The sequence below is a fragment of the Fictibacillus sp. Mic-4 genome (assembly GCF_049843615.1).
Classification (GTDB): domain Bacteria; phylum Bacillota; class Bacilli; order Bacillales; family Fictibacillaceae; genus Fictibacillus_A; species Fictibacillus_A gelatini.
In genome coordinates, this window is the sequence record NZ_JBBHZM010000012.1 from 78,811 (window position 1) to 98,014 (window position 19,204).

The window sequence follows — 19,204 nt, forward strand, 5'->3', positions numbered from 1 at the left end:
AAAATAGTACTAAAGGGTTTGAATCTTTGCAGCAGAGGAGAGTGTTTCTTTGGGGTGTTTATTGGATGATATTATTGAATATAACCGCGGTTTTGTTGATAAAAAAGAATATGAGCCTTATTTGACCACAAAGTTCCCGGATAAAAAATTCGTCATTCTTACTTGCATGGACACAAGGCTTGTCGAACTTTTGCCAGCCAGCATGAACGTCAAGAACGGTGATGTGAAAATGATCAAGTCGGCTGGTGGTGTCGTTTCAACACCATTTGGCGGGGTTATGCGCAGTATCATTGTCGCCATTTATGAATTAGGCGCCGATGAAGTGTTTGTCATCGGTCATCATGATTGTGGCATGAGCCACCTGAACCCGGAGCAAACGAAGAAGAAATTTATTGAAAGAGGGATTAAGAAAGAAACCATTGAGGTGTTAGAACATTCGGGGCTTAACCTGGAAAAATGGTTAAGAGGGTTTAATGATGTAACAGAAAGCGTTAAAGCCAGTGTGAACCTTATAAGAAGCCACCCTCTTGTTCCTGACATTCCGGTTCATGGCTTAGTGATCGACCCGAAAACGGGCAAACTTGATGTCATTGAAGCAGGGTATAAAAAGACCAAATAGAAGCAGAGATGAAGGGCGTCTAAGGATGTCCTTTTTGAAATTGGTTATTTTCATAGAATAGCCTAAAATTTCCATGTGGAATTATGCTAACTTTTTCACAAATTAAATTGTAATCAATGGCCGAAAAGGTATAAACTAATAAAGATGACTAAAAACGTTCCGTATCATAAAGTTCTGCTCACTGCATCATTCCGTCCATGGCCAGTCGATTTGGTTATGATAGTGAAAGTTGGAGTGGCTTTATCATGGTATGGCGATTTAAATAGTAAAGGAGGACTTCCAGTATGTCAGAAACATCAACTCAACAACCATCTACTACCGAAACTGCGGCTCAATCGTCTGAAACTCGCCGTGGGCAACTTGATGTGCTTGATCAACTACTTAAACCTGAAGTTCAAGAATCGTTGTCAACACTAGTAGACAATCTTCCTAAATTGGCGGAAATGGTTACGTTTCTCACTGATTCGTTCGACTTCGTGAAGTCAGTATCAACAGATAAAGTGCTGGCTAATGATATTGTCGGCGGAATTAAAGAATTTTCCGAGCCAATTACAGGGAAAGTAAAGGAATTGGCTTCAGCCGCGGTTGAAGCAAGCGACCGTGCGGAAGCCGATCAATCATCAACGATTGGTTTATTCGGGCTTTTAAAAATGTTGAAAGACCCGCAAGTGCAAAAATTATTCCGATTTGCGCAAGCTTATTTAGACATTATGGCAGAACGACAAAAGCAAAAATAATGGATCTACTTACGATAAAGGAATGAACGGAGGGTTAAAATGCAAAAAAAAGTTGTTATTTTGGGCGGCGGTTACGGCGGTCTGCTTACTGCGCTAACAGCTCGAAAATATTTAGGGGCAAATGAAGCGCCGATTACACTCGTAAACCGTTATCCATCACATCAAATTATTACTGAACTTCATCGTCTCGCTGCAGGGAATTTAGCAGAAAAAGCGGTTGCATTGCCACTAGAAAAATTGCTTCGTGGCAAAGACGTCAATTTAAATATCAATACGGTTAAAGAAATTATTCCTGATGAGCACCGCGTCGTTTTAGCAGACGGTACAAGCCTTGACTATGAAGTGCTTGTTATTGCGCTCGGAAGTGAAACAGCGTTCTTTGGCATTCCAGGACTACAGGAACACAGTTTTGTTCTTAAGTCTGTTGATGATGCGAACCGTATTCGTGCGCATGTTGAATCATGCATCCAGGAATACAGCAAAACAAAAAATAAAGCCGATGCAACGTTCGTTGTTGGCGGAGGCGGTTTAACCGGCATCGAATTAATCGGAGAATTTGCCGACGAAATTCCAGCGCTATGCAAAAAATATGGTGTTTCTTTTGATGAAATTTCTTTATATGTTGTTGAAGCAGCGCCAACTATTCTACCAGGCTTCCCTGAAGATTTAGTAGAGCGTGCGCAAACAAGTCTGGGCGCCCGCGGCGTGAAGTTCATTACAGGTGTTCCTGTAACAAAAATGGAAGCGACAACTGTTGAATTGAAAGACGGAAGTAAAATTGAAACGAAAACGATGGTTTGGACAGGCGGCGTTCAAGGAAACTCTGTTGTTGCGAATTGCGGAATTGAAGTTAACCGCGGCCGTGCGACAGTTAATGAATTCCTTCAGTCCACATCGCATGAAGACATCTTTGTAGCGGGAGACAGTGCGGTAGTTATGGGCCCTGAAGGACGTCCATATCCTCCAACCGCTCAAATTTCATGGCAAATGGGTGAGGCAATCGGCTATAACTTATTTGCATACTTAAAAGGCGGCAAAATGGAAGAATTCAAACCGGTCTTCTCCGGAACGTTAGGAAGCCTTGGCCGTAAAGATGCCATTGCGACAATCGGCGAGAATAAAACGAAGTTAAAAGGCATTCCGGCATCCTTAATGAAAGAAGCAAGTAATGTCCGTTATCTTGCGCATATTAACGGTTTGTTTAGTAAACTGTATTAATCCATACGTAATCATCATTTCAAAAGCTGTGAAAATCTTTGTTAAAGATTTCATAGCTTTTTTTTCAACATTTCATTAGACGAAAGCAGCGAAATCTCGGCAAAAAAACTACCTGATTTTTAATTGAACGCCGCTTAGTATTGTAAATTCATTCGGATTTTGTTGGACAAGCGAAAGATATGTAAGAAAAAACTTAGCAAACGAAGCAGATTGTGACAAACATTTCTCTTTGAAGTACGTATAATCATTTTTACAAAGACATACATTGATAAGTTAACGAAACGGATCTTGTCAGGAAGAAAGGGGGACCGGTTGATTCGTTTTCACGCACGTGCTTCATATAGATCATTTTGAAAAAAAGAAAGGAGAGGTTTTTAGTGGAACAGATGGTATCATTAATTTTCATTCTTCTTGTCACGATGAATGTGGTTGTCAATCGTTTGCTATTATTTTTGATCGATAAAGTAGGACAAGCTGTGCAGTTGAATAATGTGAAGCTAGCCTGCCTCTTTGCGAAAAAGGCGTCCGTCCGTAAAGAAGCGGGAGGGAACGAAACGTTTATCAATGCCAACTATCAACAAATGAAGGCGGTGGAGTGGCTGGATACGTCATAAGTAAAAAAACGTGCAATTACATAAAAAAAGGGGGGGATCAATTAAAGCAAACCGGATATGTTTCTTATGGTGGAAAAAACGCAAACCTTATTTGGCAGCGGCCTGGATCACCGCTTGTCCCATGAGGTTTCTATAGAACGCGCGCGGATTTCGGGCAGTCTATTTAGGCTGTCCTTTTTCTTATGTAAAAAACGTGGTATGGTAACGTTAAAGTGTTGTTATGAAAGGTGAATGATGATGAATATTCAATTAAGCAAACTCATTTCGAAAATGGAAGAGCATCTTGATAAGATGAAAAAAATAGACGAACACTCTCCGAAGTTGCGTGAGCATGCCGTCGCTGTTAAAACGCTTTGCGATCTTTTGCTTGATGAAGATGATAAGCCGGTTGTAGAAACCAAAAAGTGGGTTCCCGCGACACCAATTCAAACGCCGCCAAACTTCAATGTATCGTCTGCCCCATCACGCTCAAAGCTTGATGATGACGATGACGCAAACGGTGAATCGATTTTTGACTTTTAATAGAGCGCCATATAGGTCTTTTGATGGATTTATTATTTGTGAGGAAGGATGTATAGAAACCTATTCCCTTTTTTAGTATAATGATTTTACGAACAAACGTTCTGTAAATGATCTATAGGAGGGAATGGGGATGGTAGGCACAGACAATTGGACTGGTTTAGTGAACCTTCTTGGCAATGTCGGCTTTCCGGTCGTACTGGCTATTTACTTAATGAGTCAATTTGAAAAGCGAATTCGAAGCCTGGAAGAAAGCATTGAAGAATTGCAGGATGAATTAGCAAATAAAAAAGTGAAACGAAGGAAATAGAAAGTATGGTTCAACGATAGTTCTCCAAGTGATCATTCCCAAAATTGTAATATTCATGTTTGCGATTAATGCTAAAATTTCGATATGATAAAAGAAAAACGGGAAGTGACATTTCTTATGAAAGTGTTTCTTATTATTGGCGCAATCAATGCAGCGCTTGCCGTAGCCTTAGGAGCATTCGGCGCACATGGCCTTGAAGGCAAGCTCTCGGAAAAAATGCTAGAAGTGTATAAAACAGGTGTACAGTACCATATGTACCACGCCTTAGGCATCCTTGCCGTCGCGCTTATCGCCAGTAAATTAACAAATTCAAGCCTCGTCAACTGGTCGGGATGGCTTTTGTTTATTGGGATTATTTTATTCTCCGGAAGCCTGTACGTGTTAAGTATAACAGGCATTTCGAAGCTTGGAATCATTACGCCTTTTGGCGGATTGGCCTTTATTATCGGCTGGATTCTTCTCGTTGTCGGAGCCGTTAAAGGACTGTAAAAAATGAAGCACGTTGCTTTTGTATGAGCAACGTGCTTTTCTCTTGGCCAGGCCCTGGCAGCACTTCGCTATCACCGCGAAGGATAGGTCGCCATTTGCGAACCGGTTTGTTGTTGGCCGGCATATGGATACGTATATTCGATCGGCTCATCAAACGTAATGTAATTGACAAATACCATTAAAATTAAATAACGCCTATGGGTTTGCGGATCTTCCAAAATGATATGGTCGCGTCCTGCCGCCTCAATTTCCCCTTTAAACGCCTTGGCATTCCATTTTTCATTATTTTCAAATGTACAGTAGACAGTAGCAACCTTCCCTTTGTTCAACCTTAAAATGTTTTCAATGTACGATTGTTCTAATGGCAGATGCCCGGGTGCAGCGATGTCCGGCGGGCTGGGCGGATACATCGGCGAGCCGGGTCCTTGCACCGATGGCTGAGGCACACTGGTAGTTCCCGGGTATGCATAGCTCCCTTGTTGCCGCGGCATTCCCATTTGTGGAATGCTTCCATAGTAAGGAGGCATTCCGATCATTCCATCTCCATTTCCTTGATTATTCATCATACTCCTCCTCTAATGCGTGTTAAAACCCTCTTGGCCCTCTTTTGGCCGAGGTTGGTAAAACAGCAGGATGATAAAGTGGAAAAATAACTGCACATCCCCGTTCACCCCATTTATGTGAGTTTCTCTTTTAATGGTGAACATGTTCATAAAAACTATTTTATTAATATGAAAGGATAGAGAAGTTTAGACCATAAAAAAACTCCCTGAAAAACAGGGAGTCATCACTTATACGTGCAAAAACTTTGGCACGTTTTCTTTTGCTAAAAGGTTTCCTACATAGAAAGAGCCGAATTCGCCGTAGCGGGCACTCACTTCATCAAAACGCATTTCGTAGACTAGTTTTTTAAATTGGAGCACATCGTTGGCAAATAATGTTACGCCCCATTCCCAATCATCAAAGCCGACAGAGCCAGTAATGATTTGCTTTACTTTCCCTGTATAGCTGCGCCCGATCATGCCGTGGCTGTACATCATCTTCTTGCGCTCTTCCATTGAAAGCATATACCAGTTGTCATTTCCTTCCCGGCGCTTGTCCATCGGGTAAAAGCAAACATAGTTCCATTTTGGAAGAATCGGCTTCAAGCGCCCTTGAATCATTGGGTCCGTCTCAGGATCTTTGTCGTTCGAAGGATTGTAGTTGCTCAGCTCAACGACCGATACGTATGAATACGCGGGAATCGTATATTGAGCAAACGTTGTTTTATTAAACGCATTTTCAATTTCATTCAGCTCTTCCATTGTCGGCCGTAAAAGCATCAACATGAAGTCGGCTTTTTGCCCAACGATCGTATACAGCGCGTGGCTTCCTTCTTTTTTCGCTTCAACGTTTTCCCACTTTTCAAGAAACGTTAAAAACTCTTTCGTCGCATAGTCGCGCTCTTCACTTGAAAGGGCTTTCCATGCGCCCCAATCCATTGTGCGGAAATCATGTAAACAATACCAGCCTTCTAGCGTTTGTGCGGCTTCACTCATGAATTTCACTCCTTCAATATCAATGAATTAACAAATTAACACTCCATTATTAACTATACCATACTGAAAACCCGAAACAAAAAAATCCCGCCGTAAACGGCAGGAATGCCATTAAAAGGTTTCATTTTTTGGAATACTGGATAGTTTCCATTCATACATCATAAAAGAAGAAGTCTGAAGGGAGAGGGCTCTATGCATAAACATAATATTGAGGAAGTCGAATGGACGGACCGTGCTCCCCATACGCACCATTATTCGACAAGAACAACGGTAGACTTTGGCCATTCCCATACCGTTCAGGGAATGACATCGCCCGCTGAAAATACAATCGGACACGTTCATTCTTATCAAGGGACGACGACGTTTGAAAACGGCCACGTCCATCATTTTTCCGGCCATACAGGACCACCCGTCCACCTTGCAAACGGGACGCACTATCATGAGTTTTCGGGAACGACGACGTTTGATGACGGGCATACGCATCATTACTCAGGTAAAACAAGTGCGGGATAAAGTTAATAAACAAACTCTCCTTAGAGAAGGAGAGTTTGTTCGTTTAAAAGGATTTTCTTCGGAGGCGAAAAATAAGATAACCAGTTCCAATGAGGGAAACGAAAAGACCGATGCTACCGTATAAAATGAATGAATGGAATGGGGAACCGGGTTCGGGTAAATTTTTGCTTGCACCGCCAGAACCTCCCACAGAAGCGTCATTTCCGTTTTCATCTAAAATGGGTTTAGTATCTTTAAAACGCTTTTTAATATCTTTTCTAAACTGAGAAAAGTTTATATAAGAAGCTATTATTAGCTTCACGGCAAGTCTCTTGAAATGATTAACTTTGTGCCAATATTACCGTTTCTTGGCCTTTTTTCGATTATATAAATTCCGTTTTCTACTTGCAGATCAAAAATATTTTTTTCTTTCAACTTTCCTATTTTATTGATGGTATTACCAGTTACCTCATATTTGTAAAAATCAATCTTGTCCCCGGTACCTATTAATATACGATTTTGAGAATCAACTGCAAGCCTGCTTACATCCATATACTGTTTTGAAAATTCTTTTTCCTTTTTCCTATAAGTATCATAAAGAAAAACCTTGTTTTCGGAGAATATATCCGAATAAAATCTTATATATAGAAACTGATGATCATTCAATATTTTAGCCCATCCTATATTTTTATATGGGATCTTAAACGTTTTTAAAGTTTGATTTGAAACATTATATAAATAACAAAAGCTAACGTCGTTTTTTTGATCTGTAAATAAAATTTTGTTTTTTACAAAGGAAACCCGGGAATTTTCTTGTCTAAATGATTCTAGTATAAATATAGTTTTATTTTTTTTTTGTAAAGATCTCTAAGCATTACATAAGATCTTTTTTTGTTTTTATCATAGTAAATCCAAGATAAATAATGACCACTAAGAGAAGGGAAGCCATTAACCACAGTCTGATTATGATTAGTTATTCTCTTGATTTCTCTGGTTCTCTTATTCATTGCATAAATATTTCGTTGTTCCCCATAATCATCAGCATCAATCCATGTTACCCATTTATTATTTACTTTTATACCTTGTACTGATGAATTATCAAAATTACTAGTAAATAGGATTGTTTTTTTCTTTGTCTTTAAATTGTAGTGAACGATTTTATTTCCTAATTTAGACTTGCTATTTTCATCTATACTCATGTAAATGTCATCTTTATAAAAACCATAAGAGAAAATTTCATGGGAAGGAATCTCGATATCTATATTTTTATTTTTCTCCTCTATTGTTGAAATTTCAGGCCGATTCATTGTTTTGGATAAAGTGTTTTTATGATTTCCTTTGAAAAAATCAAATGAAAAATAAATAAAAATTATAACTGTTACTATACTTAGTAATGTTACCAAATATTTTTTTCCCATAATTGATTGATCACCCTCTGTTTATTAGTTAAATAACGTAATAGTATTTTGAAATTACAAGAAAAAGGTCGTGATTGAATCACGGCCTTTTTTTAATTTACCAAATCATAACGGGATTTTTAGATGTCTCTAAATTAGCTTCATATACCGCCCGAGCAACACTTTCAGAAGAATTTTTTTTCATAAGTTTTCTTTGTTTTTGGAATTATTCCTTTTCCTCTTGGGCTATTTTTTCGTCTCTTTGTCTTTCGAGAGATTTATAATACTCTTCATTTTGTACGTATTGAGGATCTTTTAATGTAACTCCACTAGTGCCCTTTCAGCTAAGAAAGTTCTTATTTTCAAGGATCGATTTTCGCCTGTAAAAAAAATTAGAAGCAAAAAACAGGATCAAACTTCTCTAGTGTGGTAGTAAGGTGCTATTTTCATGGCATTTGGACAATAAACAGTGTATTTCCGACAATAAATCGATTCCATCGGACAATAAATGGTCTGTGTCGGACAATAAAATGAGTAGTTTCTTTCGCTTATTGTCCAAAAGTAAGATTTTATTGTCTAAACCGGATGATTTATTGTCTAAATAAGAGCACTTATTGTCCGAGAACGAACTCATTTTAAATCATGTAACGATTCGTGATCGTTTTTCCTCATTTTTTTATTATATCTAGTTAATTATGCTATATGGACCAAAGATTGTAAATTTAATTTTGGGTAATTTTGTGAAAAAGGTAATTTTCAAAATTGGGGATTAAATTGATTTTTAACATTTATATCATTGTTTGAATCTGTATCTAAGCAAAGTATAGTTTTAGTTTACACCACAAATAACGAGTAATTTTCGTATTTTTACGTTTATACTGGTAAGGAAACGTAGTAAACTAAGCATGGTATAAAAGCATTATGGGAGGTTTTCTTTTTGGGTGATTTATTTTTAGAGTTAAAAGAAAAGGTAGAGAAGGCGTATCCTTCCATCGTTTTTCCTGAAGGTACAGATGAGAGGATTTTAGAAGCGGCAAGCCGCCTTGCAGAAGAAAAGGTGCTTCAGCCGATTTTGTTAGGCAACGTCAATGAAGTTCAAGGAAAGGCAAAAGCGCTCGGGCTTTCATTAGGAGAAACACAAATCATTGATCCGAAAGAGTACGACGGGTTTGATGAGCTTGTCGCTGCTTTTGTCGAGCGGCGGAAAGGAAAGGCGACGGAAGAGCAGGCACGGGAGCTTTTGCTTGATGAAAACTATTTCGGAACGATGCTCGTCTATACAGAAAAAGCGCACGGTCTCGTTAGCGGAGCGGCTCATTCGACAGCTGATACCGTTCGTCCCGCTCTGCAAATCATCAAGACGAAAGAAGGCATTCAAAAAACGTCAGGCGCGTTTATTATGGTTCGCGGGGAGGAAAAATACGTTTTCGCCGATTGTGCGATTAACATTGCCCCATCCAGCTCCGACCTTGCAGAGTCGGCCATTACGAGCGCGCATACGGCCCGCGTGTTCGGAATTGACCCGAAAGTAGCGCTGTTGAGCTTTTCGACAAAAGGATCAGCTCAATCGGAAGAAACGGAGAAAGTGGTTGAAGCGACGAAACTGTTAAAAGAAAAACAGCCAGATTTTCCGTTTGATGGCGAATTGCAATTTGACGCTGCATTTGTGCCGGAAGTAGCTAAGAAAAAAGCGCCCGGATCAGCACTTGAAGGACGGGCAAATGTCTTTATTTTCCCGGGTCTTGAGGCAGGGAACATCGGCTACAAAATGGTACAACGACTTGGCGGGTTTGAAGCAATCGGACCGATCCTTCAAGGGCTCAACAAGCCGGTTAACGACCTTTCCCGCGGCTGCAATGCAGAAGATGTGTACAAGCTTGCTTTAATTACGGCGATGCAGGCATTATAAAAAAAATCCGCTAAGAACCTTCCTTTCTTAGCGGATTTTCTATTCTTCTTCGTCCTCAAGGGAAAACACATTCTTCAAATCGATTTCAAGGTCGCTAAAGAGGTTAGCCCGAATTTTGTCTTCTCTGAAATAGTGGCCAGTTCGCTTTTCAAGCAAATTGACTTCAATCGTCTGATTGTAAGGATCGACAATCCAATATTCCTTAACTCCTGCCTGCTCATACTTATTGTACTTTAAAACACGGTTATTCCTCGCTGTAGCCGGAGAAAGGATTTCAATGACGAGATCAGGTGCCCCAATTATGCGCTTGCTTTCAATTTGGGTTTCATTACAAACGACAATTAAATCGGGTTGTACCCAATTTTTTATGTCGCAATAAGGGGTTTCTTTGTCAACAAATAAACAAATGTCGATAGGCGAAGTAAAAAGTCACAATCTTTACCCCGCAAATACATTCCGAATTCAAGCGTTAGTTCCCGTGCCACTCGTTGATGCTCCGGGATTTAAATAAACTTTTAAAAAAAGTCAGGAGAATTTATCATGCGAAAAACAAGTCTTTTGTTTATATCAACCATATTGTTAGTAGTCGTTCAATTTACTATTCTTTATTTTTGGATAATTAATTGGGAAGGGCTATACTCAACTTTTGGACTACTAATTTGGGGTATCTCCATTATTTTCGGTATTTTAATTTGCGTGCTTTATACTTCTTTAAAGAATAAAAAAGGAATTTACATCGTTTTAAAAAGGGTTCAGCTTATATCCACCTCAATCACAATACTTTTGGTAATTATATCTTTAATTATTGATTTTGCAGTAAAATCAATGCCATAAAGGTGGGAGTTGTGGGTTATTCAGCTACGCTATATTGCCGCAAAAAATGAAGACTGCCGGGATTTTCCCGGCAGTCTGTCGTAAATTGAAAGAATTAAAACGCCCAATTCCCATTGCGGAATACAGGCTCTCTTGTGCCGTCTTCCAAAATGCCGTCGATGTCCATTTCGGCTGAGCCGATCATGAAGTCGACGTGCGTGATGCTGACGTTTAAGCCATTTTTTTGAAGCTCTTCTTCCGACATTTTCTTGCCGCCTTCAATGCAAAAGGAGTATGCGCTGCCAATCGCCAGATGGTTAGAGGCATTTTCGTCAAATAACGTATTGTAGAACAAAATGTTAGACTGTGAGATCGGGGATTGGTGCGGAACTAAAGCAATTTCCCCTAAGTAATGGGAGCCTTCGTCTGTTTCGACAAGGCGTTTTAATATGTCCTCACCCTGTTCGGCTGTCACATCGACAATTCGTCCATTTTCAAATGTCATCTTAAATTTATCAATTAAGTTCCCGGCGTAGCTGAGCGGCTTTGTACTTGTCACATAGCCATTGACTCCGTCTTTTTGCGGAGCGGTGAACACTTCTTCGGTCGGCATATTCGCCATAAATTCAATCCCTTGTTCATTCACGCTTCCTGCCCCCACCCATATATGGTTTTTCGGCAGTTCTATCGTCAAATCCGTGCCTGGAGCTTTATAATGAAGCGCCTTATATTTTTTTTCATTCAAATAATCGACTTTTGTATGCAAGTTTTGGTCATGCTCTTTCCACGCCTGAACCGGATGGTCTGAGTCAATCCTTGTTGCTTTAAAGATCGCATCCCATAATTTATCCACACGTTCTTCGCGAGGTTCATCAGGGAATACTTTGTCAGCCCACGCTTCGGACGCCGCTGCAATCACCGTCCAGCTCACTTTATCTGACTGTATGTATTGCCTGAACGTATTTAACGCTTGTCCGGCTGCCTTTTGCGAATTGGAAATCCGCTCAGGATCAATCCCTTTTAAAAGATCCGGGTTATTGGACGTAATGGAAATGAAGGCGGCCCCTCTTTCGGCGAGTTGAATCTTTTCCTGTGCTTTCCACTCAGGGTACTCTTTAAATACTTCATCAGCGGCTTTTTCATATTTTAAGCGAGACAGCTCGTCATCCATCCAATCAACATGAACGTTTTTTGCCCCGGCTTCATACGCTTTTCTAGCAATAAGCCTCGTTAAATCTGCCGAATGCAAGTTGGAAGAAATGACAACCTCCTGTCCGGGTTGAATATTGACCCCCACTTTTACGGCAAGTTCAGCGTACTTTTCTAAATTCTCCTGAAATGTCGACATCCACATTCTCCTTTTTAAAAGAATTCGCTATCATTTTAACAAAAATAGGTAAAATATTAAAATGACTATGATTATAAATTCTAAGTTGCAAATGAAATATCCTTCTAAAAAGCCTTCCTCTAGTCAAAAAGAACTATTGCCAACCTATGGGCAATCGGTTATCATGTGGTTGTGCTTTTAATAACAACAAAAAAGTTTCAACTAGGGGTGTCCGGTAGTCCGGGCTGAGAATAAGGCGCGATTAAGCCTTTAAACCCTCTGGACCTGATCTGGTTCATACCAGCGTGGGGAAGTTAGAATGGCAACGATCAATGGGGAAAGTGCAGGCTTTCTTCCATTTTCAGGCCGGGTCCTAAATCAATGGGATCCGGCTTTTTTATTGTTTACAAACAAGTGAAGTTGCCTTCGCCTTAAGGCTGTTTTGATCGGCTTATTTTTCTGAACATGCGGGTTTTTTCCGGATCTCGTCCTTTTCATTCAAAAAAGAAAAAGGAGAGATGCAAGTTGAGTCAACCATCCATTAGCGAGAAAAACATTTCCATCATGTCTAATTTTTCCGGAAGCAAGAAAGTATACGTTCAAGGCTCGAGGCCGGATATTCAAGTGCCGATGCGGGAAATTTCTTTAAGTCCTACAACCGGAACGTTTGGCGAGAGTGAAAATCCTCCGGTTAGAGTGTATGACACGAGCGGGCCATACACCGATGAAACCTATACGGTTGATATTACAAAAGGGCTTCCGGCCATCCGGCGAAACTGGGTGCTGGAACGAAACGATGTAGAAGAGTATGAAGGCCGTGAAGTGAAACCGGAAGATAACGGTTATAAAGCAGGAAGCAAAGCGCAAGCAGAAGCTTACCCTGGTCTTGTCCGAAAACCGCTCAGGGCGAAAAAAGGGCAAAATGTGACGCAAATGCATTATGCGCGGAAGGGAATCATCACCCCGGAAATGGAGTTTATTGCGATCCGGGAAAATGTCTCTCCGGAATTCGTCCGTGATGAAGTCGCAAAAGGGCGTGCCATCATTCCGGCGAACATTAACCACCCTGAAAGCGAGCCAATGATTATTGGGCGAAACTTCCATGTGAAAATCAACGCAAACATTGGAAATTCGGCCGTCACCTCTTCTATTGAAGAAGAAGTGGAAAAAATGACATGGGCGACTCGCTGGGGCGCCGATACGATGATGGATTTATCAACAGGGAAAAACATTCATACAACGAGGGAATGGATCATCCGCAACTCGCCTGTCCCGGTTGGAACCGTGCCAATTTACCAGGCGCTTGAAAAAGTGAATGGCATTGCCGAAGACCTTACCTGGGAAATATACCGCGATACGCTAATTGAGCAGGCTGAACAGGGTGTCGATTATTTCACCATTCACGCAGGTGTTCTCTTGCGCTATATTCCGCTGACGGCAAAGCGCGTAACGGGTATCGTCTCACGTGGTGGCTCAATTATGGCGCAATGGTGCCTGGCGCATCATAAGGAGAATTTCCTTTACACCCATTTTGAAGAAATTTGCGAAATTATGAAAACGTATGACGTTTCTTTCTCGTTAGGGGATGGATTGCGTCCGGGATCGATTGCCGATGCGAATGATGAAGCGCAATTCGCTGAACTAGAGACGCTTGGCGAGTTGACGAAAATCGCCTGGGGTCATGATGTTCAAGTGATGATTGAAGGCCCGGGCCATGTCCCGATGCATCTCATTAAAGAAAACGTTGATAAACAAATGGAAATTTGCCAGGAGGCCCCGTTTTATACCCTTGGTCCGCTTACAACCGACATTGCCCCGGGATATGACCATATCACTTCTGCAATCGGCGCGGCGATGATCGGCTGGTTTGGAACGGCGATGCTCTGTTATGTCACGCCGAAAGAACATCTCGGTTTGCCAAATAAAAACGACGTAAGAGAAGGGGTTATTGCCTATAAAATTGCAGCCCATGCGGCAGATCTTGCAAAAGGCCATCCGGGGGCGCAGAGGCGGGATGATGCCCTGTCGAAAGCACGCTTTGAATTCCGCTGGCGCGACCAGTTTAACCTATCTCTTGATCCGGAGCGGGCGCTTGAATACCATGATGAAACATTGCCGGCCGAAGGGGCGAAGACGGCGCATTTTTGCTCAATGTGCGGCCCGAAATTTTGCAGCATGAGAATTTCGCAGGACATTCGCGAATATGCGAAGGAAAAAGGGCTTGATGGGCAAGGTGCAATCGAAGAAGGCTTAAAGGAGAAGGCAAAGGAATTTAAAGAAAAAGGCGGGCAAATTTATTCATAAACGAGGAGCCACACTCTGGCGAAAGAATAGAAAGAAGGGCTGGGATGCTCGATGAATCGCGCTGAAGTAATCGTGAAGGAAATCAAGGACCTTCATGTAAAGCTCGAACAGATGAAAAATGAGTTGAAACAGCTGCAGGAAAGCTGCGAGCATCAGTTTATCGAAGAGCCGTTTATGCGGACTTGCACAAGATGCTGCTATATCGAAGGAACGCACTATTAAAATCGTAAAGGCGCTGCGAAAACTAATCGCAGCGTCTTCTAATCATTTTATAGGCAAAGCAGCAGTATGCATAAAATTTCCGGTCATTCCATTTTTATAATAAAATTTTTAATTTGAAATAACGGCGTAACACTTAAAAAATAATATGTTAACCGAACGTAATGTATGTGTAAAAAACGATTGATATACTCGGTTTTGGACAATGATTGATGTCCTTTCTTTTAGTTTTAGCCTAAAAGAAAGGCTTTTTTTATTTTTGAAGCAATCCGCCTGTACATATGCCAGATGGGGAAATTGTTACAAATAGAAGGTGTTATAGCGAGAAAGGAGTTTTGTATTGGAAGATTTTATGCTCGTTTTGTTTTGTTTATCGATCGCTTTTCCCGTGATTCATTCCATCCATTGTTTGCCCTGGTTCCGCAAGCGTGACAAAAAGGTGAAGCACAATGTTGAACAAGAGAAGGGGATCAGCATTTTAATTCCCTGTTACAATGAGCAAGGAATGATCCAAACATCGATTGAAAACATGAAATCATTATCTTATTCGGAGTCGGAGATTATTTATATTAACGATGGTTCAACGGATCATACACTGTCCCTTTTTAACAAACTGTTAAAGTTAACCCCGAGCTCAAAAGCTCCGCTCGGAAAGCTGACTCATAAAAAGGTAAAAACGGTCTATCAATCTGAGCTTTATCCTCATATCTATGTTTTAGATAAAGTAAATGGTGGAAAGGCAGATTCGTTAAATGCCGGCATTGAATTCGCCAGCCATGATCTGGTTGTAACGCTCGATGCAGATACGATTTTGGCGGACGGGGCTTTATCAGCTGTTAATGGAACATTTGAGGATCAAGAGGTCGTTGCAGCGGGTGGCATGGTGCATGTGTTGCAAACGAAAGCTTCTTCCCCTTTAACTGGCTTATCTTTACTTAAAGCAAACATGTTAATCCGAGCCCAATCGCTAGATTTCTTGAGAGCTTTCTATATTCTTAAAGTTTCGCTGGCACGCTTTCGTTCTCTTGCTATTATCTCGGGGGCGTTCGGCATTTTTAGGAAACAGACGCTTTTAGACGTGGGTGGCTATCGAATAACATTAGGGGAAGACATTGACATAACGTTGCAGATTCATAGATATTTATCCAAACATAAAAACCAAAAGATTGTATTCATACCGGAAGCTGTCAGTTATACGGAATTGCCTGAAACATGGAAAGATTTATTCAAGCAACGCATACGCTGGCAAAAAGCGTTTATTGATTGCCTCATTCATTATCGTTCGTTTTTTTGGAAAAACTTATTTGCCAGGTCGGTTTCTTTTTTCTATATATTTGAGTCATTCCTTGCGGGTACTCTCGCCGTATATCCTATGACTGGAGTATTTGTAGTAGATGGCATCATTAACTATTCTTCCTTTGTCCACTATTTCCTCCTTTACTTGCTTTTTATTTTCGTATTGGGGCTTGCCTATGACATGGTGGCAATTGGAATGGGTGAATACTATGGATTTGCGTACCAGGATAATGATTTCTACCGGTTGCTAGTAACCATCCTCTTTGATATTTTTGTTTACCGATTTGTCATTATTTTTTGTGTGCTATATGGAAGTATCGCTTATTTCTTTGATAACAAGAGTTGGAATAAGGTTTCCCGCACAGGACGGAATTATCAAACGGATTCCCAGTCTGCAGCATAAGATTTATAGATCAAGTGGGAAATAACCTGGTAAGACTCATATGCTACCCTTAATCGAGATATGAATAACCCGATTTTCCTCGCCAGGGAAGCTCGGGTTTTCTATTTAGCTACGAATTTTGACGAATGAATGGAGGAACGTGAATGGCTACACACCAAAGATCGCCAAAAAGCCCTTTCAAGCGGCTTTTGCGTAGCATACTTGCAGCTTGTTTATTGCTACTCTTCTCCGTGTGCGGTTATGGAGGGTATTTGGCTTATAAGCTGAAAACAACAGCTGATGCGAGCAATGTGCTGCCGCGGGAAAAATCGGATTTGCGAAAGAAGAAAGTTACGATTGGAAAGGATCCAGTAACGATTTTGTTGCTCGGTGTGGAAAAGTACGGTGGGAGTGAGCCGCCTCATTCTGATTCAATGATGTTGGTGACGCTCAATCCAAAAACTAAACAAACTTCCATCCTGAGCATCCCGAGGGATACAAGGGCCTATATCCCTATCGAGAAACGAGAAGATAAGATGACTCACGCTTATGCGTTCGGCAGTGAAAAAGGTAAAGGCGAAGCTGTAAATGCAAGCATAGAGTCCGTTGAACATTTTCTCCATGTTCCTGTGGATTACTATGTCACTGTTAACTTTAAAGCTTTTAAAGAAGTGGTTGACGACCTTGGCGGGGTCACCGTCAATGTGCCTTTTTCTTTTAAGCAACATGCGATGAATGCGATCGGCGGAGGCGTGGTCTCTTACCATAAAGGCGAAATGCATTTAGATGGCCGTGAAGCGTTAACCTTTGCGCAAATGCGAAAAAAAGATCCGCAGGGGGATTTTGGGCGCCAGAAGCGACAGCAAGAAGTTCTTCAAGCCGTTGCAGACAAGGCATTGTCGATTAAGAGCGTCACAAAGGCAGATAATCTGCTTGAAACAGTAGGCGACAATGTCACTACAAACATTTCGATGAAGGAGCTTTTAAAACTGAGAAGCTACTACGAGTCCATCCAAGGGAAAAAAATAGACCGTTATGTTTTTACCCATAGTCCAGACACGAACAAGAATATCGGAAACGTTTATTATTTTGAGCCAAAAGAGGAAGAAGTAGAGAAGATTAGCAGGCAGCTCCAAAAAAATCTTGGACTATAGGGCGATATTTGAAATAAGTTGCGAAAATAAGCTTTTGGATAAGGATCCATTACGTCGGGAGAGAAAAATGAAGAAATTCGTGGTCATTTTCCCTTTTGTGTGCTTACTTGGATTGACCTTAGTACCGGACTTTGCCAAATCACCTGCCAATCCGCCCCTTTCTGTTGGCTTAGTAAAGGCGGACAAAGCAAATGTGTATTCGTTGCCGGCGGCAAATTCCCCCATTTTAACCGTTTTAAAAAGGGGAGAAGAATTTCCAATCATGTCATCCTCAGCCGGAGATGCTATGGATCCCATTATCCATAAGGTGAAAAAAGGTGAGACGCTATGGATCATCTCTAACCGGTACGGCATTTCCGTAAGCGAGCTGCAAAAGGAGAACCAATTAACAACAAAAAACTTAAACGTCGGACAAACCTTAAAGATTCCAGGGAAAACGTTAAATTATAAAGTAAAGAGAGGGGATACCATTGGGGAAATTGCTTCAAGATTAAAGGTATCTGCCAATGAGTTAATGAAATTCAACCATTTGCACTCCACAAAGCTCCATACAGGACAAAGGTTGAAAATCCCTGATTATTACGTCCAAATTCAATGGCTTGGAGGCAAAAAAGGATGGATTAAAAAATCTCTCCTCCAATCCAGGAACATAAAGCGGGTCATGATGGGCTGGAACGATAGGGGGACGACGAAGTCTTACATTCAACAAAACAAAAAGACAAACGCAAACGTCGTATCCCCCCGTTGGTTCACGTTAAGCTCTACAGGAAATTTTGTTACAGACTCGGGCGATCCGCGTTTTGTCCTGGAAAGCCATGCCCAGGGCCAACAAGTCTGGCCGTTGATCGGCAACAAGTTTGATCCTGTGTTGACTGGCCGCATACTTGCGGATCCAAAAAAACGCCAAAAGCTCGTAAAAGCACTGCGGGATTCGTTGGTGAAAACAAATAGCGACGGAATTAACGTTGATTTTGAAAACATGAACATTAAAAACAAGCACGATTACGTCCTGTTCATAAAGGAACTTAAAAAGGCACTTGATCCTTTTGACATCATTGTTTCAGTAGATGTAAGCAGAGAAAGCAAAGATCCTAATTGGTCGGGCAGCTTTGACCGGCGTGAACTTGGCAAAATTGCGGATTTTGTTATTATGATGGGATATGATGAACATTGGGGAGGAGGAAGCAAAGCAGGGTCTGTCGCATCACTTCCCTGGGTCCGCGATGGAATCGAGCAGTTAATGAAAGAGGTTCCGTCCCAGAAAATTATCCTTGGCGTTCCGTTTTATACGAGAGAATGGGTGACGGATCGGGCCACCCATAAGGTGAAAAGCTATGATCGGGCGATGCCGGAAGCTGAAAAATGGATCAAAGAAAAGAAACTTCGAAAGATTTGGGATGAAAAAACGTCCCAATACTATGTGAAATATACGGCTAAAGGAGAAACACATCAACTATGGACGGAAGATCGACAATCAATGGCGCTTCGCCGTGACCTCGTGAATGAATACCATCTGCGTGGCATCGCCGTCTGGCGAATTGGGTTTGAAAGTCCTGATATTTGGAAGGCGCTTCGTTCCTTTCGATAAGATCGTGTTTTACGGAAAACAAAAGGCACTGCAGGATACCCGCAGTGCCTTGCTTTAGGTGCTATCACCGAGAGAAAAAGGGAAGAGAACGGCGAAGAAAGAAACATTAGAAGTTGTGAAAAAAAAGAGTCGGCATCTACTAGTGCCCTTCCAGCTAAGAAAGCTCTTATTTTCAAGAATCCATTTTCGCCTGTAAAAAAATAAAAAAACAGAAGCAAAAAACAGGATCAAACTTCTCTAGTGTGGTGCTATTTCATGGCATTTGGACAATAAACAGTT

The 19,204-nt window shown here is 41.2% G+C and carries 21 protein-coding genes and 1 riboswitch; of the genes, 15 read left to right on the forward strand and 6 right to left on the reverse strand.

All coding sequences use genetic code 11. The annotated features are described in order from the left end of the window. Window positions 1–49: 49 nt before the first annotated feature. From WD019_RS10135 to WD019_RS10165, 7 genes are all read left to right on the forward strand, one after another. The gene (locus WD019_RS10135) at window positions 50–619 is read left to right on the forward strand and encodes a beta-class carbonic anhydrase (protein WP_425711403.1); all 570 of its coding nucleotides are present in this window, start codon (window positions 50–52) and stop codon (window positions 617–619) included. 284 nt (window positions 620–903) lie between these two features. Then, entirely contained in the window at window positions 904–1,356 is a 453-nt protein-coding gene (locus WD019_RS10140; protein WP_026678820.1) for a DUF1641 domain-containing protein, read from the forward strand. Window positions 1,357–1,395: 39 nt separating this feature from the next. After that, window positions 1,396–2,574 (forward strand): NAD(P)/FAD-dependent oxidoreductase, encoded by a 1,179-nt coding sequence (locus tag WD019_RS10145; protein WP_026678819.1) that lies wholly within the window; start codon window positions 1,396–1,398, stop codon window positions 2,572–2,574. Window positions 2,575–2,951: 377 nt separating this feature from the next. Continuing rightward, window positions 2,952–3,188 carry a hypothetical protein gene (locus WD019_RS10150; RefSeq protein ID WP_026678818.1) on the forward strand — a complete coding sequence of 79 codons (237 nt, stop codon included), beginning with the start codon at window positions 2,952–2,954 and terminating at the stop codon, window positions 3,186–3,188. Window positions 3,189–3,425: 237 nt separating this feature from the next. Further along, window positions 3,426–3,710 carry a YwdI family protein gene (locus WD019_RS10155; protein WP_026678817.1) on the forward strand — a complete coding sequence of 95 codons (285 nt, stop codon included), beginning with the start codon at window positions 3,426–3,428 and terminating at the stop codon, window positions 3,708–3,710. A 130-nt stretch (window positions 3,711–3,840) separates the two neighbouring features. Next, on the forward strand, window positions 3,841–4,017 hold the full coding sequence (locus tag WD019_RS10160; protein ID WP_154658031.1) for a YvrJ family protein: 177 nt from the start codon (window positions 3,841–3,843) through the stop codon (window positions 4,015–4,017). Between the two features lie 117 nt (window positions 4,018–4,134). Continuing rightward, the gene (locus WD019_RS10165; protein WP_425711404.1) at window positions 4,135–4,506 is read left to right on the forward strand and encodes a DUF423 domain-containing protein; all 372 of its coding nucleotides are present in this window, start codon (window positions 4,135–4,137) and stop codon (window positions 4,504–4,506) included. 71 nt (window positions 4,507–4,577) lie between these two features. Here the strand turns inward: WD019_RS10165 and gerQ are convergent, their stop codons facing one another. Beyond that, window positions 4,578–5,069 carry a spore coat protein GerQ gene (gene gerQ, locus WD019_RS10170; RefSeq protein WP_425711420.1) on the reverse strand — a complete coding sequence of 164 codons (492 nt, stop codon included), beginning with the start codon at window positions 5,067–5,069 and terminating at the stop codon, window positions 4,578–4,580. A 228-nt stretch (window positions 5,070–5,297) separates the two neighbouring features. After that, window positions 5,298–6,044 carry a hydrogen peroxide-dependent heme synthase gene (gene hemQ, locus WD019_RS10175; RefSeq protein WP_425711405.1) on the reverse strand — a complete coding sequence of 249 codons (747 nt, stop codon included), beginning with the start codon at window positions 6,042–6,044 and terminating at the stop codon, window positions 5,298–5,300. Window positions 6,045–6,236: 192 nt separating this feature from the next. Between hemQ and WD019_RS10180 the strand changes: the two genes are divergently transcribed. Continuing rightward, complete coding sequence (locus WD019_RS10180; protein ID WP_425711406.1) at window positions 6,237–6,557, forward strand: YmaF family protein; 321 nt, start codon at window positions 6,237–6,239, stop codon at window positions 6,555–6,557. Window positions 6,558–6,854: 297 nt separating this feature from the next. On the opposite strand, the gene WD019_RS10185 is transcribed toward WD019_RS10180, so the two are convergent. Beyond that, the gene (locus WD019_RS10185) at window positions 6,855–7,202 is read right to left on the reverse strand and encodes a hypothetical protein (RefSeq protein WP_425711407.1); all 348 of its coding nucleotides are present in this window, start codon (window positions 7,200–7,202) and stop codon (window positions 6,855–6,857) included. 161 nt (window positions 7,203–7,363) lie between these two features. Further along, the gene (locus tag WD019_RS10190; RefSeq protein WP_425711408.1) at window positions 7,364–7,954 is read right to left on the reverse strand and encodes a hypothetical protein; all 591 of its coding nucleotides are present in this window, start codon (window positions 7,952–7,954) and stop codon (window positions 7,364–7,366) included. Window positions 7,955–8,870: 916 nt separating this feature from the next. Here WD019_RS10190 and pta point away from each other — a divergent pair. Next, window positions 8,871–9,842 (forward strand): phosphate acetyltransferase, encoded by a 972-nt coding sequence (gene pta / locus WD019_RS10195; RefSeq protein WP_026678812.1) that lies wholly within the window; start codon window positions 8,871–8,873, stop codon window positions 9,840–9,842. A gap of 39 nt (window positions 9,843–9,881) precedes the next feature. Here pta and WD019_RS10200 read toward each other — a convergent pair whose 3' ends face one another. Further along, window positions 9,882–10,256: a Uma2 family endonuclease gene (locus WD019_RS10200; RefSeq protein ID WP_081412716.1), complete on the reverse strand. Its 375-nt coding sequence runs from the start codon at window positions 10,254–10,256 to the stop codon at window positions 9,882–9,884. 126 nt (window positions 10,257–10,382) lie between these two features. Here WD019_RS10200 and WD019_RS10205 point away from each other — a divergent pair, with 126 nt between their 5' ends. Continuing rightward, window positions 10,383–10,676, forward strand: coding sequence for a hypothetical protein (locus WD019_RS10205; protein WP_425711409.1), 294 nt, complete (start codon window positions 10,383–10,385; stop codon window positions 10,674–10,676). 94 nt (window positions 10,677–10,770) lie between these two features. Here the strand turns inward: WD019_RS10205 and WD019_RS10210 are convergent, their stop codons facing one another. Next, a complete protein-coding gene (locus WD019_RS10210) occupies window positions 10,771–12,003 on the reverse strand; it encodes an aminopeptidase (RefSeq protein ID WP_026678810.1) in 1,233 nt (410 codons plus the stop codon). Window positions 12,004–12,196: 193 nt separating this feature from the next. Beyond that, a riboswitch (TPP riboswitch) is annotated at window positions 12,197–12,311 on the forward strand. A 235-nt stretch (window positions 12,312–12,546) separates the two neighbouring features. Here WD019_RS10210 and thiC point away from each other — a divergent pair. From thiC to WD019_RS10235, 5 genes are all read left to right on the forward strand, one after another. Continuing rightward, window positions 12,547–14,286, forward strand: coding sequence for a phosphomethylpyrimidine synthase ThiC (gene thiC / locus WD019_RS10215; RefSeq protein WP_425711421.1), 1,740 nt, complete (start codon window positions 12,547–12,549; stop codon window positions 14,284–14,286). Between the two features lie 51 nt (window positions 14,287–14,337). Then, window positions 14,338–14,508 carry a hypothetical protein gene (locus WD019_RS10220; RefSeq protein WP_425711410.1) on the forward strand — a complete coding sequence of 57 codons (171 nt, stop codon included), beginning with the start codon at window positions 14,338–14,340 and terminating at the stop codon, window positions 14,506–14,508. Window positions 14,509–14,845: 337 nt separating this feature from the next. Beyond that, complete coding sequence (locus tag WD019_RS10225) at window positions 14,846–16,204, forward strand: glycosyltransferase family 2 protein (RefSeq protein WP_425711411.1); 1,359 nt, start codon at window positions 14,846–14,848, stop codon at window positions 16,202–16,204. Window positions 16,205–16,347: 143 nt separating this feature from the next. Then, window positions 16,348–17,337, forward strand: coding sequence for an LCP family protein (locus WD019_RS10230; protein WP_425711412.1), 990 nt, complete (start codon window positions 16,348–16,350; stop codon window positions 17,335–17,337). A gap of 67 nt (window positions 17,338–17,404) precedes the next feature. Next, entirely contained in the window at window positions 17,405–18,925 is a 1,521-nt protein-coding gene (locus tag WD019_RS10235) for a LysM peptidoglycan-binding domain-containing protein (RefSeq protein WP_425711413.1), read from the forward strand. The last annotated feature ends 279 nt before the right edge of the window (window positions 18,926–19,204 follow it).

What these genes read in the sequence shown, in the direction of transcription:
- WD019_RS10140 (WP_026678820.1), top strand. Translation starts at nt 904, where the DNA reads ATGTCAGAAACATCAACTCAACAACCATCTACTACCGAAACTGCGGCT.
- WD019_RS10145 (WP_026678819.1), top strand. Translation starts at nt 1,396, where the DNA reads ATGCAAAAAAAAGTTGTTATTTTGGGCGGCGGTTACGGCGGTCTGCTT.
- WD019_RS10155 (WP_026678817.1), top strand. Translation starts at nt 3,426, where the DNA reads ATGAATATTCAATTAAGCAAACTCATTTCGAAAATGGAAGAGCATCTT.
- WD019_RS10160 (WP_154658031.1), top strand. Translation starts at nt 3,841, where the DNA reads ATGGTAGGCACAGACAATTGGACTGGTTTAGTGAACCTTCTTGGCAAT.
- WD019_RS10165 (WP_425711404.1), top strand. Translation starts at nt 4,135, where the DNA reads ATGAAAGTGTTTCTTATTATTGGCGCAATCAATGCAGCGCTTGCCGTA.
- gerQ (WP_425711420.1), bottom strand. Translation starts at nt 5,069, where the DNA reads ATGAATAATCAAGGAAATGGAGATGGAATGATCGGAATGCCTCCTTAC.
- hemQ (WP_425711405.1), bottom strand. Translation starts at nt 6,044, where the DNA reads ATGAGTGAAGCCGCACAAACGCTAGAAGGCTGGTATTGTTTACATGAT.
- WD019_RS10180 (WP_425711406.1), top strand. Translation starts at nt 6,237, where the DNA reads ATGCATAAACATAATATTGAGGAAGTCGAATGGACGGACCGTGCTCCC.
- WD019_RS10190 (WP_425711408.1), bottom strand. Translation starts at nt 7,954, where the DNA reads ATGGGAAAAAAATATTTGGTAACATTACTAAGTATAGTAACAGTTATA.
- WD019_RS10205 (WP_425711409.1), top strand. Translation starts at nt 10,383, where the DNA reads ATGCGAAAAACAAGTCTTTTGTTTATATCAACCATATTGTTAGTAGTC.
- WD019_RS10210 (WP_026678810.1), bottom strand. Translation starts at nt 12,003, where the DNA reads ATGTCGACATTTCAGGAGAATTTAGAAAAGTACGCTGAACTTGCCGTA.
- thiC (WP_425711421.1), top strand. Translation starts at nt 12,547, where the DNA reads ATGTCTAATTTTTCCGGAAGCAAGAAAGTATACGTTCAAGGCTCGAGG.
- WD019_RS10220 (WP_425711410.1), top strand. Translation starts at nt 14,338, where the DNA reads ATGAATCGCGCTGAAGTAATCGTGAAGGAAATCAAGGACCTTCATGTA.
- WD019_RS10230 (WP_425711412.1), top strand. Translation starts at nt 16,348, where the DNA reads ATGGCTACACACCAAAGATCGCCAAAAAGCCCTTTCAAGCGGCTTTTG.
- WD019_RS10235 (WP_425711413.1), top strand. Translation starts at nt 17,405, where the DNA reads ATGAAGAAATTCGTGGTCATTTTCCCTTTTGTGTGCTTACTTGGATTG.